Below are 15,700 nucleotides of genomic sequence, written 5' to 3' on the forward strand. Positions count from 1 at the left end.
TTTTGAAATTTGACCAAGTAAGACAGACATGGATATTGGCGATCTTCTCATTTCTCGCGGGTTGCTCGACCGACAGCAGTTGGACTTAGCTCGGACCGAAGCCAACGGTCGGAGAGTCGATCAAGCTGCTGTCGCGATGCAACTCGTGCCTGAAGATCGCATGCTGCAAATTCTGGCTGAAGAGTTCGGCATGCGGTATGTCGAACTTAAAGATGTGGAAATCGATCCGGAGTTGCTCTCTCAGTTTCCAACGTCCGTGGTGTTCCGGCATGGCTTGTTGCCGCTTTCGCGGGAGAATGGAACGGTCACAGTTGCAACCAGCGACCCGTTCGATTTGGAAGCGCTTGACGAACTAAGTGCCGCTAGCGGTTTCCGGTTGGAACCTGTTCTCGCTCGACATGACGACGTTCAAGAATTGATCAAATCGAACTTGGGCGTCGGTGGCGATACGATTAACGAACTGGTTGCCCGCCGGGCCGATGAAGTCGAGTTTCTCGAAGAACTCCCCGAGAATGCGGGGGAACTCGCGGAAGCCGCACAGGAAGCTTCCGTCATTCGGCTGGTGAACGAGTTGCTGGTCGAAGCCGTCGATCAGAAGGCGAGTGACATTCACATCGAGCCTTACGAGAAAGGACTCACGGTTCGGTATCGTGTCGACGGTTTGTTACGCGTGCAACCCGTTCCCCCAGAGATCAATCACTTCTATTCGGCCATCGTCACGCGACTCAAAATCATGAGCCGATTGAACATCGCCGAAAAACGCCTCCCGCAAGACGGCCGTATTAACATGCGGGCTCGCGGACGGGAAATCGATGTCCGTGTTTCGATCATTCCGATGCTTTATGGCGAAGGCGTCGTGATGCGTTTGCTCGATAAAGAGCGAATGAACTTCAATATCGATTCCGTCGGAATGCCGCCGAAAGTCTTGGAAACATTCAAAGAACTGATCGAAGCGCCACACGGGATCGTTCTCGTTACCGGACCAACCGGGAGCGGGAAAACATCGACGCTGTATAGTGCCCTCAACGCGATTAAAAGTCCGGATACGAAAATTATCACCGTTGAAGACCCGGTCGAATATCACACGCATGGCATCAGTCAGATCCAGGTGCATTCGAAAATCGGGTTGACGTTCGCAGCGGGGTTGCGAAGTATTCTTCGTCACGACCCGGACGTTGTACTGATCGGGGAAATTCGCGACGGCGAAACCGCACAGAGTGCGATTCAAGCTGCCCTCACCGGGCACTTGGTGTTCAGCACGCTTCACACGAACGATGCACCGGGGGCGTTTACACGACTGATCGACATGGGTGTCGAACCGTATTTGGTGGCGAGTACTGTCGAAGGTGTGTTGGCTCAGCGATTGTTGCGGCGTTTATGCCCGAAGTGCAAAGAACGTTACACGCCTGACAAGACGGAACTGCCGCCGGACTGGCCAGTCGATCCGCACACCGAAGTGTATCGCCCGAAAGGTTGCCGAGAATGTCGGGAAACTGGCTACTCGGGACGGACGGGGATCTTTGAACTCTTGAAAACTGACCCCGCAGTCCAAAAACTATGTATTGAACACGCCAGTGCCGGCCAAATCCGGGATTACGGCCTGCGAAACGGTTTGACGACTCTCCGGCAAAGTGGCTGGGAGCAAGTCTTGTCGGGTGTCACGAGTATTGATGAAGTCCTCCGAATCACCAAAGGCGATTATTTGTCGTCTTGATCGAATCCCTCAAATTGATTTTTCAAGGTTGTCATTCATGACGACGAGTACCGCTGGCAAGGCGTTGTCAGTGATTGCTCGACTCTTTGAACATGAAAGTCACCAGCAAAAGAGTTGCCGGTGAAACCCGCGAATCATCACGGAGAACACAAGACGAACAAAATCAGAATTGCATGTGACATGCAAGTTTTTCCCTCCCCAACTGCCCCAGCCTTATTGTTGTTTCTACCGTTTAACGTTTTTTTCCACGTCGCCAATCATGCCTGATTTTCAATACACCGCTCGCGAACTTTCCGGCAAGCAGGTTACCGGCGTATTGAGCGCGGGCAACGAACAAGAAGCTCTGGGAATGTTGGCATCAATGAGCCTGTTCCCGGTCGATGTCCAAGCCAAAAAACAGCAGATGGTGGGGATCGGCGGTCGGGTTGGCGCTCGCACATTGGCCGCGTTTTTCACGCAACTTGCAGATTTACTCCACTCGGGCGTGCCGTTGTTGCGGTCGTTGGAACTGTTGGAACGGCAAACATCCAAAGCAAATTTCAAGCGGGTGCTCATCGACATCCGAGAGCAAGTCGCTGAGGGGACACGGCTTGCCGATGCCATGCGAAAACACCCAAAAACTTTCGGCGATTTGGCCGTCAGTATGGTGACGGCGGGCGAAGAAGGCGGGTTCATGGAAGACGTACTTAAGCGAATTGCGTCTTTCACTGAACACCAGGAAGAGCTCAAAAGCCGAGTCGTCGGGGCGATGGTCTACCCGCTGTTTCTACTCGTGCTTGGCGGTGGAATTGTCGCGGCGATGTTGACGTTCTTCGTGCCGAAATTCGCTCCGATTTTTGAACGCATGTCTGATCGAGGTGGATTGCCCTGGGCCACGACTGCCCTGCTCGACACCAGTGCCGCGGTGCAGTCATACGGGTTGTTGATGTTGCTCGCTCTTGCGGGGGCAGCCTACGGCTTGATGAAATGGGCGGAGACACCCGATGGTCGCATGAAGGTCGACCGCTTCCGATTGACGGCACCGGGCATGGGAGCCATCGTGCGGAGTTTGGCGGTGGCACGGTTCTGCCGAATTTTGGGGACTCTGCTTCGCAATGGTGTGCCGATCTTGCAATCTCTGCGAATCGCCAAAGATGCAGCGGGAAACAAGGTGCTCAGTCAGGCGATCGGAGACGCGGCTGAAAACATCTCCGCAGGGAAATCGTTAGCCGTTCCCTTGCGGGCAAGTGGTGAGTTCTCGACAGAAATCGTCGAGATGATTGCCGTCGGCGAAGAAGCGAATAACTTGGAACAAGTCTTGATTGATATTGCCGAGACGATGGAACGGCATACCAATCGAAAGTTGGAAATGTTCGTGCGTTTGCTCGAACCATTGATGCTGTTGCTGATGGCGGGACTGGTGCTGTTTGTCGTTGCCGGGCTGATGCTGCCCATCTTGCAAAGCTCCGGCATCTTCTAACGCACAGCGGTCTTTTGTGTCCGTGGTGGAGATGAAATCTTATTGATGACGCACTTTCGCGAGACAGAACTCGTTTTAGTGCCAGGCAAATACGTAGGGTACGTCGCGACGTACCGCAATTTTGAACACAGTTTGATCGGTGCGTCGCGACGCACCTGACTATCGGGATTTGAGGAGAAACGATGAAGGTTCAACGGAGACAACAACAACGTCGTCAACGGCACGCGTTCACATTGATCGAAGTGTTGTTGGTACTGGCGATTCTTGGTGTGATTGCGGCGATGGTCGTGCCAAACATCCTTGGTCGACAGGAAGAGTCGTATATCAAAGTCACGCGGCAAAGCATCAACGGTGTCGAACAAGCTGCCAAGACGTACCGGGCCGATCATGATGCCGCTTGGCCGGAAAGCATCAGCGTGCTTGTCGAACCGGAAGTGGTCAACGGTAAACAACGTGAGCCGTACTTGGAAAAGACACCCGTCGATGCTTGGGGAAGCCCGATTCAGTACGAGTATCAGTCTGGCGAACTGAAACCTCGCGTTTGGTCGTGGGGACCGAACAAGCAAGACGGCGGCGGCGACGACATTTCCAATACCGACGAACAAGATCAAAACCTGTAGTGCGTGAAATGGCTCCGCGTTCCTCAAGATCAACCTCGCAAAACTTGCAATACCAACATGGCTTCACACTTGTGGAAGTCTTGTTGGTGTTGGTCGTGTTGAGCGTGTTGTTAGGTCTGGCATGGCCATCGCTGGATCGCATGTTCGCTCGCAATGCAATGCAAAGTGTGACGGAAACGCTGCGGTCCGATCTGATTCGTTGCCGACTCGAAGCGATCGACGACGAACTTGTTTACGAGTTTCGCTACGAACCGAGCGGCCAAAAGTACTTGGTGCTGCCTCACGAACCACCCCTCGGTACCGATCCTGAGGCCCCCGCGACGGGAAACGACGGACTCAAACGAATTGCCGGTGAAATGGACGATGCGTTCCGCTTCGAGATTCAATCGGATGTGGCATTCACCCTCAGTGAGCAGTTTCCCCCGCCCGCCGAATGGCAGATGGCCGGTTTGACGTTGGGGATGGAATGGGACACGGTCGGTTGGTCGCAACCAATTTTGTTCTACCCGAACGGTTCGGCAATGGCGGCACAATTTGAGGTGCACCACGAAGACGGCGAAATCATGCGGGTCTCGATCCGCGACCTGACCGGTGCGGTGTCCATCGTCTCGAAACGTGCGGAGGACGCCCTATGAGAACCGTTCAAAATGTTCAGACTGCAACGAGATTGGGTGGCATGCCCACAGTTCGGGGTGGGCATGGGTCCGAGAGGTTTGAACGTCGAATCATGTCCATGCAAAGCTTTAAGCATGCCAACTGTTCGTTGAGCAATCGGCGTGGTTTGTCGTTGTTGGAAGTCGTCTTGTCTGTGTCGATTTTCACGATGTCGATGGCGGCGATTTATCAATTGCTTTCGATTGGCTATCGCAACACGATCGATTCACGATTGCAAACGCAAGCGATTGTGCGGGCGGAATCGAAGATGTCGGAAGTCATCGCAAATGCCGACCTCATGCAGACGACCGGTGCGACCCCGTTCGAGGAAGACGCTGCAACCGCGATCGAGGGTAGTTGGACATGGAGCCTGACCGTTTCCCCGTGGGAAGTCGATGCGACAATGCTCAATCTCGAGATTACAACACAGTACGATACTCCCAATGGCACACCTGCTGCGGTCTTTACGCTTCGGCGATTGGTTCGCGACCCGCAAGCCATTGCTGACCTCCAAGCCGAGCAGGAAGCGGCGTTGTCCGAAATATAAGAATTCAGCCGTGCGAAACGTTCCGTCAACACATCATGCTCGCGGTTACACGCTCCTTGAATTGCTGCTGGCCTTAGGGCTCAGCGGCATTTTGATGGTGGCGGTGTACGCGTCGTTGTCGCATTACTGGCGATTGTCGAGCGTGGGCCGGATCGATGCCGAAAGAATGCAGTTAGCACGAAGTTTGGTCAGACGCATGGCGATCGATATTCGTTCGATTGTCGACCAACCGGAAGAAGAGGAGGTCCCCGCCGAAGACGAAGAGTCGGAAGATGGGACTGTGACCGTCACTACAGACGCCGCCGACTCCACACTGACCGTCACGGCTCGACTAGTCGGGACTTCGACATCGCTCACACTTGTGGCAGTTCGGCCAACTCGCAATCGAGTCATGACCGCGACAGCGGCGGATGTGGCTCTGCAAGATAGCCAAAGCGATCTTCGGCGGATCACATATTCGTTCGGCGGTGGGTCGGCGATGGAAACCGGTGGGGTTTCGTATTCCAATGTCGATCAGCAAGAGGCCGAATGGGCGGAACTGCAAGGCGTGGCAATGACGGAAGTCCCCGTTGAGTTATTGGCTCCGGAAGTCATCAGCATGCAGTTTCAATATCTCGATGGGAATACAAACACTTGGATGGACGATTGGCATAGCATCGAGTACGCCGGACTGCCTCGGGCGATTCGCGTTTCGATGCAATTCGCTCCCGCGTCGTCTGCCGATTCGGAAATCTTGGCGACATCCCGGACGAGTCCGACGACGGAGTTCGTACACTTCACGATCGACCTTCCCGCAGCGTCCTTACCGGAGGCGTTGTAATGAACACGAAACGTCGTTTCCGACCGGCACAACGCCGAGGCATCGTGTTGCCGATGATTTTGGTGGTCATCGTGGTGGTCTCATTGGGGGCATACACCTTCAACGAACAAATGCTCGCGGAGAAAGAAGCCACCGTACTTTACGCGCGGGACGTGCAAAGTCGATCGTTCGCCCTGTCAGGCATTGAATACGCCGCTAGCATGCTCACTGTCCGTGAAGCGGTGGGCGTCGAGAATTTTTATCACAACCCAACCCGGTTCCAACAGATTTTGTTGCCCTCCGAATTGCCGCGTGGACAAGGGCGATTCAGCATTGTTTCACCTGTGGAGTTGCAGACCGGTTCGATGGGTTTGCGTTTCGGATTGCGGAACGAGTCGGCAAAGCTCAACGTCAATTTTATTGCGTCGATCTCGATCGACGAGGCTTCGAATGATTCGATGGTGTCTTATCTTGACGAGTCCTCCGATGTTCCGCCCGATCCCGAAACCGAGATTCGTATGATGCTGACCGGTGGCCCGGAAGAACTCATCATGACCACCTCACAAGCGGACGCGATTCTCGATTTTATTGACTCGGAATCTCCCGCAATGCCACGGATGTATGGCCGTGAAGATGACGTCAATAAGAACGCCCCGTTGACATCCCTCGATGAATTACTGGCGTTACCGGAAGTGACGCGGATTGACTTGTACGGTGAGGATGTCAACCGCAACGGCCGATTAGATGCTGGTGAAGACACTGACGGCGACGGTGTGTTGCGATTGGGGTGGGATGCTTTTCTCACGGTCGACAGTCGGGAATCGAACTTGCGTTTCGACGGTTCGCCGCGGATCAATGTCAACCAGAGTTTGCTCACAGAGCTTTACGACGAGATTGCCAACGAATTCGATGAAGACGTGGCGAAATTCATCGTGGCATATCGAATGAATGGTCCCGTCGAAGACGTCGGCGGAGACGTCCTCTCTGGAACAAGCGATGCGAATGCGGAGGGTTCCGGAAGTTTTCTGACTCGACTGGCCAGTGGCATTGCGAAGTCCGCTTCGATGGGCGGCGGTATTGAGGGAGCCGTGACTCGGGGCGGTATGGACTTGTCCAAAGGTGCGAGTCAGAAGATCGTCTCGCTGTACGACTTGATCGGTACGCGGGTGGATGTCGAGATCGAAGGCAGCCCGACGACTTTAGACAGCCCTTGGTCAGACGCACCTGCCGAGATGCAGCAATACCTCCCAGAGTTAATGGACGTGTTTTCGCTGTCGGATGAAACGACGATTCCGGGGCGAGTGAATATTAACGAAGCCCGGTACGAAAGTCTGATTGGTTTGCCGGGGATGGATTCGAACTTGGCAAACATGATCGTCTCGTCGCAGCCGTTCGATTCCACTGGTGCCCCGTCAGCTGACCTGATCGCTCGCAAAGCGACAACGGGATGGCTGGTGATGGATGGCTTACTCAGCTTGAGTGAAATGCGAGCACTCGATCAATACGTGACCGCGCGGGGCGATGTCTTTCGGGCTCAGTCGGTCGGTCACTTTGATGAAGGCGGACCGCATGTGCGGATCGAGGCTCTCATTGATGCCTCGACCATGCCACCGAAGATTCGACGAGTAGTGGATCTCACGGACCTCGGGCGGGCGTACTCGCAGGCGGAATTATCGATGGGGATGACTCCCTAAACTTAGCTGAATCAATAGATCGCAACGTAGTCGCGAAAAGAAAGCCGATCGATGGCAGACATTTTAGCAATTGGATGGGGCGAACAACGCTTGATCGGTCTCGATGCCGAATCGACCAAGCAAGGCGTCGTCGTGCGACGGACCTTCGAACTCGAATGGCCCAGCGATGTCAAACCGCTAGAACGCCCTGAGGAAGCCGGTCGTTGGCTGAAGGAATCACTTGAGAAACTCGGTCTCGCCGGCCAGTCCGTTGTGGTCGGTTTGCAACGTTCCGATTATGTGACACGTCGGCTGGAAGTTCCGGATGCGCCGGATGAGGAATTGCCGAACTTAGTGCGTTTTCAGGCCACTGCGAAAACGGCAACGCCGCTGGATCAACTGCGACTCGACTTTCTGCCGATTGCAAAAATTGGCGATCAAACCAGTCGCAACGTGATGCTGTTCACGATTCCCCGCGGACGCCTGGATGCCATCACACGCGTATTCGCCGCAAGCGAAACGCCAATTGCCAGCATCGTCCCTGGCGTGGTGGGACTCTCTGAGATGGTGGCCCATGCCCAAGTTGAGTCAAAGGCACCGGAAACGGTTGTTCTCGCCGTTTCCGTGCATGAACGCGGAGGTGAGGCAGCCGTTCTTTACCGCGGACATTTGGTACTCACGCATGCGTTTCGGCTGTCTGGCAGCGCGAGCAAGGCTACCGTGATCGTGCCGGAAGTCCGGCGAGCATTGGTCACTTTGCGAAGTCATTGGCCGACGCTGCAAGTCGAACGGACATGGTTAAACGCCGACGCTGCACACGAAGAGCTACAAGCGGCCTTAGAGAAAGCGGTGGGCACGGAAGTTCTGCGATTGGAACCGGCCCGCGTTCCTTCGGTGTCGTTGGATGCAAGTGTCGAAGATGACTTCGCGGCTGACATGCTGAGTTCACTCGGTCTGCTATTGCAGAAGAACCGCTGTCTGGCCGACACCTTAGATTTTTTACATCCCCGACAAGCACGAAAGCGACGAGACCCCAAACGCACACGAATGTTGGCGATTGCTGCCGGTTTGGTGGTGGCGTTCGGCATTGGGTACTTCTTGCGATCGAATGCCATCTCTCGGTTGGACAACGAAATCAAGGACCTTAACGCACAGATCGGAGAAGCTGAAGACTTCGTGGACGAACGCGAAGATTTGCTCGTTTCGACTGCCGATGTGCAAGCTTGGCTCGCCAAGAGCGTGAACCCGGTAGAACGGTTTGCAGAATTCGAGTCGGCTTCGCCGGGCCGTGATCGAATTGTCGTGCGGACATGGCAAGCGACGGCCGAACCGCGTGGTGCTCGTGCTCGAATTTCCGGTCTCGCACTCGCCAAAGAACCGGAAGACCATCGCGCACTATTAGCAGAACTGGCGGCCCTGGGTTACGACGTTCACGCAACACGCGAGGAAGACTCTGAAGACCCCACTTATTCCAAGCAAAGACCGCTCGATATGGAGCGGGCATTGGATCAGCCAGTCGCCGAATAGTTGCGGCTTTCTTCGGTGTCTTCTTCCACGATTTGAACTTTGAAATTGAAACAACAGCGGGTAGGTCATCATGCAAACTCGGGAAAAGCGATTGGCTCTGATCCTTGGCGGGGTGCTCGGGCTGTATGTCGCATGGAGTTTTGTCGGCAGTTGGGTCATGGGGCCGCTCGATGAACGTCAAAATCGATTGATGAGTTTGGAGTCTGAGTTCGAGAAACTCGACGGCAAACGCGACCAGATCTTCGCTGCGATGGAGCAGCTCTCCGGTTGGCGTCGGCAAAGTTTGCCACCCGATGTCGTTGGTAACGATGAGCGACCCACCGCGTTGACGGCTCAGCGTTTGTATCACGACTGGCTGACCGACTTGGCTACACAAAGCGGCATGGAAAACGTGCAGGTCACACCCGGACCGATTCGTCCATCCCGCGACATTTATCTTTCGGTGCAAGTGATCCTTGAAGCAACTACGCGGTTTCCAGACCTGACGGCATTCCTCGCGAAGTTCGAAGGCACAGAACTCTTGCATCACGTGCAAGAACTTCGTGTGGAAGGTCAAGCCGAGATGGGGAATCCACCGCTCAAAATGCGGTTGGTCGCGGAAGGTTTGGTGCTTCAGGATGCACTTACTCGTAGTCGCTTGTTTCCCGAAACGCGACTTGCCGAACCGCTGACGGCCGATGCCGAGACGGTTGTTGTGGATGACGTTACTGGTTTCCCGGAAGGTGGTGGCTTTCGCATTCGAATCGGCGAAGAATGGATGACGGTACAGAAAACGTCTGGTCCTCAGTGGACGGTTCGTCGAGGAGCGTTTGGCAGCACCGCCGTCGCCCATGCCAAGGACGGTCCAGTCGATCTCGGTTTGCGGAACCCGTTGAGTGAACAATACGCCGGCGATCCCGCATTTCAGCCGAAAGAGCTGGCGAATCTCTTTTCGAAACCCCTCCCCGATCGCGAATACCGACCGCAACTGTCGGCACCACGTTCGTTGGTTGTCACGCGTGGGGCACCGGTGAAGTTCACGGTGGCAGCACGTGATTTCGATCCCACACCCGGCCCACCGAAATTGGCGATCGAAGGAGAACTCCCAGACGGGTTGAAGTTCGATCCGGCTACCGGGGAAGTGTTCTGGGAGACTAGCGAAGAAACACCGGCAAAGACATACCCGATCCATTTTGTCGCAAAGTATTCTGCCGAGGGGGAACCCATCGCGGAGTTACCCGTCGATATCGTTTTGAAGGAGAAGAATTCTCCGCCCCAAGCGGGACCGATCGAGCCGCAAACGGTATTTCATGGGCGAACGCTTTTGGTGGTGCCGCAAATTGACGACGATGGCGGTCGGGACCAACTGACGTTCACTCTCAAAGAAGGGGCACCCGCGGGGGTGGAGGTCGATCCTAAATCAGGCACGGTTGTGTGGACTCCGGATGCATCGGTACCCGCTGCGGAATACAACATTACGGTGCAAGTGAGCGACTCCGGCGATCCACCGCTGTCGAGTGATGTGGTCATTCCGGTCAACGTTCAGGGAGACGCCGCCGGCAACACTCGTTTCATCGGGGCTGTCGGTGATAATCAGGGAGCGGAGGCGTGGTTCTATGATCAATGGAACGACAAGGAATTCATCGTCAAAGTGGATGAAGAATTTTCCGCATCCGAACTGAATCTGACCGTCAAAGAAATCGGCGAAGGGTGGTTGGACCTGGAGGTGAATGGTACACTTCACCGCCTAAGACTGGGGCAATTCTTGCGAGAGATGAACCCCCTGGAAACACCACCAAAAACCGTGCCCGTCGATGAACCGGCTCGTGCCGAGGACCCGCCGAGAGACACGGAATAAACGTGATAAGGTAGGCTGCAATGCGGTTGATGCTAATGCGGCATGGCGAAGCAGCGTACTCCGCACCTTCCGATGCCGAACGCCCGCTGACAATGGCTGGCGCATTGCGGTCGCTGCGGACCGGTCAATGGATGGCTCGTGTGGGGATTGGGCCGGATGTGATCCTGCACAGCCCCCTACTCCGCGCTCGCCAAACTGCGGAGCAACTTGCCGAAGGCTTAGGAGTTCCTCTCACTGATGATGCACAGCAAAATTGGCTCGGACCGGGGCTCGATGAGAAGGCCCTGTTACAGCGGGCGACAGAGCAAGCCGGAGGTTCTCCGACCGTGGAACCGTCCTTGTTGGTTGTGAGTCATCAGCCGGTTATCAGCACAACGGCCGGTCGTCTTGCTGGCGGGGGCTCGTATGTTTTCGAGCCAGGAACTATCGCCTGCATTCGTTTCTTAGGAAAAATCAAAGTCGATCGCGGACGGCTAGAATGGATGCTCAGTCCGCAGTTTTTTTCGGATGCTCACTGACGCACCTTGGTCTTCTCAACAATCGTGAGTCGACAGGACGATATTGGCGGCTACCGTCTCGCGGAAGTGAAACAACCATGCATTTTCGCATCCACTCAAGACAAAGAAGACCGGCAAACGGGCGAATTGAGAAATAGACGTTTCAAGTATCGCGATTCGTGAAGACGAGTGGTATTAATTCATGTGGACACTGGGAATCGAAACCTCCGGGCGTTCCGGGAGTGTGGCATTGCTGCGGGATGCAGAGTTCGTCGTGGAGCGTTCGCTAGATCGAACCGGACGACGCCACGCGCAAACATTGCTCGCAGAAATTGACGCCATGTTGCGTGAATACGAGCTTTCCGCCACAGACATTGGTACCATCGCCGTCAGTGTCGGTCCTGGAAGTTTCACCGGGTTGCGTGTCGGGATTGTGTGTGCCAAGACGTTTGCTTACGCCAGTGGTTGTCAATTGGCTGCCATCAATACCTTCCAGGCGATTGCCGAAAACGCGCCGAGCCATGTTTCGGAGTTGTTCGTCATTGCGGATGCCCAACGTCAGGATTTGTTTGTTGGTCGTTTTTGTCGCGTCGATGGAAATTTTGCGTTGCAGGGGGAAATCGAAATTCACCCGGCGGCAAAGTGGTGTGCTGCTCGACGCGAGTCGGACTTGGTCAGTGGTCCCGGTGTGAAAAAGTGGTCGGAATCTTTGAGTTCCGTGTGTCAGGTGTTGCCCGAGTCAGGTTTCGATCCGCAAGCGCAGGTCGTGGCGGCTCTTGGGGCAAAGCAAACGGTTGAAGGAAGTTCCGCCGATCCCTGGGCACTGGAACCGTTGTATCTTCGTCGGAGTTCGGCCGAAGACCGTTGGAACGCCCGTACAAGTTCGAAGGCGATTCCAGGTCAAAACACTTGAGAAGCCAAACCAAAGCGTTAAACTAGTCCCCAACCGGGTTCTGATGGAACAGATCGCTCGCGAATACAACCATCTTCGCGGATAGCGGAAGTCGCAAGGAAGAGCAAACATGGAGTCACGAAGTTCTCGTTCCGAGAATCACAAGCCCACCGGTTCATCGTCAAATTGGGACTCGCATTCCCATATCGATACGATGTTCTCCCACTCCTGGGATTCTCCGTGGATGGGCCAGTTGCTCGATCAGCTTTCCGAGCACGTCGCGTTGCTCAATCCTGAAGGAGTGATTCTCGAAGCGAATCAATCATTGCTCCGAAGTTGCCGATTGGAACGCGAGCAAATTCAAGGGCATCGGTTTTGGGAACTCCGCTGGTGGCAAGTCTGTCGGGACACGCACAAGAAACTCCGGCGGGCGATCCGTGAAGCATCGGGCGGGCGACAGGTTCGCTACGAAGCTGATGTCTGTGATCCGGCTACCGCGGATGGTCAACTCACACTCGATGTGACCATCAAACCGTTACGTGATGCCGATGGCCAAGTCATCCGGTTGTTGTTCGAAGCCCGCGACATTACCGAACGGAAACAAATCGAACGGGAAGTCGAACGGAAGACCGAAGAACGTCGTGTTTTGTACGAGCAACTCAAGGAGTTCGATCAGCTCAAGACTCAGTTTTTCGCCAACGTCAGTCACGAGTTGCGGACGCCACTTACGTTGATTCTTGGCCCGGTTCGCAAATGGCTCGATAAAGGGACGCTGTCCGAAAAGCAACGACGGGAATTGCAAATCGTCGAGCGAAATGCCGGTCTGCTGCTGAAACGTGTGAACAATCTGCTCGACCTATCGAAGCTCGAAGCCGATGCAATGGTCTTGCAGTACCAAGAGGGCGATCTCGCCTGTATGGCGCGGTTCGTCGCTTCACATTTTGAAGGTCTGGCGGAAGAACGGGACATTGATTTCGTCATCGAGACTCCCGAAAAACTGCCCGCTCAGTTCGACTCGGAAAAGATGCAACGGGTTCTGTTGAACCTGTTGTCCAACGCCTTCAAGTTCACGCCGGATGGCGGGACGATTGTGTTTTCGCTGCATGAATCTCCCGAAGGGGCAGTTTTCGCGGTTCAAGATTCCGGCATCGGGATTTCCCCGCAGCAACGGACGCAAATCTTCGAGCGGTTTCGACAAGTCGATTGTGGCGTGAACCGTAATGTGGGCGGAACCGGGTTGGGGTTATCGATCGTCAAGGAGTTCATCACCTTACACCGGGGGAAAGTCCGAGTCGATGAGGCACCCGGCGGCGGAGCGTTGTTCTATGTCGAAGTCCCGCTGCTTGCTCCCAAAGATGTAAAGGTGACGCCCGCGAACGTGCAAGCGATGCAAGCCTCGGGGCTTGGAGAGACGACCATTGAAGAACTGCGGACTTATCGTCGTCCGCGTTCGCGTCGGTTGCCGGTTTGTCAGGCGGATGCCCCGTTGATTCTGGTCATCGAAGACAACCCGGATATGAACAGCTTCCTCGCAGAGACGATCTCCGAGGAGTATCGGGTGGCGACGGCTTTTGACGGGCACGAGGGACTTCAAAAAGCGTTGCAACTGCGACCTGATTTGATTCTGACTGACATGATGATGCCGCGAATGAGCGGCGAAGAGTTCGTCCGAGAAGTGCGTTGTCGGCCGGAAATGGAGGGCGTGCCGATCGTACTCCTAACGGCACGGGCCGATAACAATCTGCACGTCAAATTGCTCGACGAAGGCGTGATGAGTTTCCTCAATAAACCGTTCTCCGCTGAGGAACTGCGAGCGAAAGTCCGGCGGCTCATCACGGAACACCGTCGCAGTCAAGCATCGTTGCGGAAAGCCTATTCCCTTTTGCACGCCGTGACCGAAGGCATCGGCGATGCCGTGTTCGTCAAGGACATCAAAGGCCGTTACTTGATGATCAACTCCGCCGGGGCGCGGAACATGAATCGCGAGAAAGACAAAATCCTCGGACAAACCGACGACAAATTCTTCACGCCGGATATTGTCCGAACGATCCGCGAAATCGATCAATCAGTGATCGCGACCGGGGAACCTTACACCTGGGAACAGGAACGTATCATCAACGGTCAGAAACATCTCTTTCACATCACCAAGATTCCCCACCGTGACGAAAGCGGGAAAATCAGTGGCGTGATGGGAATTTCGCGAGACATTACGGCTCCAAAGAAAGCGGAGAAAGAGCTTCGGGAAGCCAAGGAGTTGGCGGAAGGGGCAAACAAGGCCAAGGACCGGTTCCTGGCGATTTTAAGCCATGAACTTCGGACGCCGCTGACACCCGTGTTGGCCACCGTGAACTATATGTCGACTCGCGACAATCTTCCCGCCGAGTTCCGGGAAGAGATGACGATGATTCGTCGCAATGTCGAAATGGAAGCACGACTCATCGACGACTTGCTCGATCTCACCCGAATCAATCGCGGAAAAATTGAGCTGCACTTCGAGGCCGTCGATGCCCATGCGACTTTGCGACGGGCTTTGGAGATCTGTCAGGCCGATATCGACGCACGTCGGCTGGAAGTTTCACAGGCACTCCGCGCGGAAAATTCCTTCATCTGGGCGGACCCGGCTCGTGTGCAGCAAGTGTTCTGGAACTTGATCAATAATGCTGTCAAATTCACTCCCAAGGGCGGACGCATTTCATTGCGTACGCGGATGGAGGGCAGCAATGACGCGACCGGGCGATTGGTTGTCGAAATTGCGGACAGCGGTGTCGGAATCGCACCGGATGTCTTGCCGCGGATTTTCAGCGCTTTCGAGCAGGGAGAGCGGACCGTTACTCGGCAGTTCGGCGGTTTAGGGCTCGGACTGGCGATTTCGCGTGCTCTGATGAAAATGCATAAGGGGGCAACGCTGTCGGCCAACAGTGAGGGCGTGGGCAAAGGAGCCACATTTAGCGTTTCATTTCCTGTCATTGGTGCGGACAGAGTCCACGAATCGCAGAAGCCGCGTTCGCCGAAGAAGAAAGAACGAGCCGACCTGCAGGTTCTGCTCGTCGAAGACCACGAAGATACGTTGCGGATGATGTCGAAATTGCTAAAAATGTTCGGATACGATGTGAAGGCGGCTTCGAGTGTGGAAGAAGTCCGCCGCATTTCGGACACAGCTCGCTTCGATCTGGTGATCAGCGATATCGGGCTTCCCGATGGCAGTGGTTTGGACGTGATTCGACACCTTCGTCAGCAACCGGCCAACCGGGAAATCCGTGGGATTGCACTCAGTGGTTTCGGGATGGAGGACGACATTCGCAAGAGTCGGGAGGCCGGGTTCGAACGACATCTCACGAAGCCGGTAAGCCTCGACGGTTTGGAAGAAACCATTCAAGAAGTGATGAGTCTGGCGTCGAGCGGTTGCTCGTCCGATTCGGTTTGATGTACCGTAACGGAAACACCACTAGCATTATTCACTTACTCTGATTGATTGGCGGAG

Annotated in this window: 12 protein-coding genes; all 12 read left to right on the forward strand. The window is 55.0% G+C overall.

The features are described 5' to 3' along the window. Positions 1–28: 28 nt before the first annotated feature. Positions 29–1,714 (forward strand): GspE/PulE family protein, encoded by a 1,686-nt coding sequence (locus AC5DDB_RS23060; RefSeq protein ID WP_491742113.1) that lies wholly within the window; start codon positions 29–31, stop codon positions 1,712–1,714. A gap of 259 nt (positions 1,715–1,973) precedes the next feature. Beyond that, positions 1,974–3,173: a type II secretion system F family protein gene (locus AC5DDB_RS23065; protein ID WP_491742114.1), complete on the forward strand. Its 1,200-nt coding sequence runs from the start codon at positions 1,974–1,976 to the stop codon at positions 3,171–3,173. 182 nt (positions 3,174–3,355) lie between these two features. Next, entirely contained in the window at positions 3,356–3,793 is a 438-nt protein-coding gene (locus AC5DDB_RS23070) for a type II secretion system protein GspG (RefSeq protein ID WP_491742115.1), read from the forward strand. Between the two features lie 8 nt (positions 3,794–3,801). Continuing rightward, positions 3,802–4,428, forward strand: coding sequence for a prepilin-type N-terminal cleavage/methylation domain-containing protein (locus AC5DDB_RS23075; RefSeq protein WP_491742116.1), 627 nt, complete (start codon positions 3,802–3,804; stop codon positions 4,426–4,428). A gap of 98 nt (positions 4,429–4,526) precedes the next feature. Next, positions 4,527–4,994 (forward strand): type IV pilus modification PilV family protein, encoded by a 468-nt coding sequence (locus AC5DDB_RS23080; protein WP_491742117.1) that lies wholly within the window; start codon positions 4,527–4,529, stop codon positions 4,992–4,994. Between the two features lie 10 nt (positions 4,995–5,004). Beyond that, complete coding sequence (locus AC5DDB_RS23085; protein ID WP_491742118.1) at positions 5,005–5,814, forward strand: prepilin-type N-terminal cleavage/methylation domain-containing protein; 810 nt, start codon at positions 5,005–5,007, stop codon at positions 5,812–5,814. Then, a complete protein-coding gene (locus tag AC5DDB_RS23090) occupies positions 5,814–7,487 on the forward strand; it encodes a hypothetical protein (protein ID WP_491742119.1) in 1,674 nt (557 codons plus the stop codon). Before AC5DDB_RS23085 ends, AC5DDB_RS23090 begins: the two co-directional genes overlap by 1 nt. 51 nt (positions 7,488–7,538) lie before the next feature. Beyond that, positions 7,539–8,993, forward strand: coding sequence for a hypothetical protein (locus tag AC5DDB_RS23095; RefSeq protein ID WP_491742120.1), 1,455 nt, complete (start codon positions 7,539–7,541; stop codon positions 8,991–8,993). 70 nt (positions 8,994–9,063) lie between these two features. Continuing rightward, positions 9,064–10,830 carry a putative Ig domain-containing protein gene (locus tag AC5DDB_RS23100; RefSeq protein ID WP_491742121.1) on the forward strand — a complete coding sequence of 589 codons (1,767 nt, stop codon included), beginning with the start codon at positions 9,064–9,066 and terminating at the stop codon, positions 10,828–10,830. Positions 10,831–10,850: 20 nt separating this feature from the next. Further along, positions 10,851–11,348, forward strand: coding sequence for a phosphohistidine phosphatase SixA (sixA, locus tag AC5DDB_RS23105; RefSeq protein ID WP_491742122.1), 498 nt, complete (start codon positions 10,851–10,853; stop codon positions 11,346–11,348). A gap of 181 nt (positions 11,349–11,529) precedes the next feature. After that, positions 11,530–12,240, forward strand: coding sequence for a tRNA (adenosine(37)-N6)-threonylcarbamoyltransferase complex dimerization subunit type 1 TsaB (gene tsaB, locus AC5DDB_RS23110; RefSeq protein ID WP_491742123.1), 711 nt, complete (start codon positions 11,530–11,532; stop codon positions 12,238–12,240). 109 nt (positions 12,241–12,349) lie between these two features. Next, a complete protein-coding gene (locus AC5DDB_RS23115; RefSeq protein ID WP_491742124.1) occupies positions 12,350–15,643 on the forward strand; it encodes an ATP-binding protein in 3,294 nt (1,097 codons plus the stop codon). Positions 15,644–15,700: the final 57 nt, after the last annotated feature.

The sequence above is a fragment of the Thalassoroseus sp. genome (assembly GCF_984380535.1).

Excerpts from the sequence above, each read along its gene's own strand:
- AC5DDB_RS23080 (WP_491742117.1), top strand. The coding sequence starts at position 4,527 with ATGCAAAGCTTTAAGCATGCCAACTGTTCGTTGAGCAATCGGCGTGGT.
- sixA (WP_491742122.1), top strand. The coding sequence starts at position 10,851 with ATGCGGTTGATGCTAATGCGGCATGGCGAAGCAGCGTACTCCGCACCT.
- AC5DDB_RS23060 (WP_491742113.1), top strand. The coding sequence starts at position 29 with ATGGATATTGGCGATCTTCTCATTTCTCGCGGGTTGCTCGACCGACAG.
- AC5DDB_RS23090 (WP_491742119.1), top strand. The coding sequence starts at position 5,814 with ATGAACACGAAACGTCGTTTCCGACCGGCACAACGCCGAGGCATCGTG.
- tsaB (WP_491742123.1), top strand. The coding sequence starts at position 11,530 with ATGTGGACACTGGGAATCGAAACCTCCGGGCGTTCCGGGAGTGTGGCA.
- AC5DDB_RS23070 (WP_491742115.1), top strand. The coding sequence starts at position 3,356 with ATGAAGGTTCAACGGAGACAACAACAACGTCGTCAACGGCACGCGTTC.
- AC5DDB_RS23065 (WP_491742114.1), top strand. The coding sequence starts at position 1,974 with ATGCCTGATTTTCAATACACCGCTCGCGAACTTTCCGGCAAGCAGGTT.
- AC5DDB_RS23115 (WP_491742124.1), top strand. The coding sequence starts at position 12,350 with ATGGAGTCACGAAGTTCTCGTTCCGAGAATCACAAGCCCACCGGTTCA.
- AC5DDB_RS23075 (WP_491742116.1), top strand. The coding sequence starts at position 3,802 with ATGGCTCCGCGTTCCTCAAGATCAACCTCGCAAAACTTGCAATACCAA.
- AC5DDB_RS23095 (WP_491742120.1), top strand. The coding sequence starts at position 7,539 with ATGGCAGACATTTTAGCAATTGGATGGGGCGAACAACGCTTGATCGGT.
- AC5DDB_RS23100 (WP_491742121.1), top strand. The coding sequence starts at position 9,064 with ATGCAAACTCGGGAAAAGCGATTGGCTCTGATCCTTGGCGGGGTGCTC.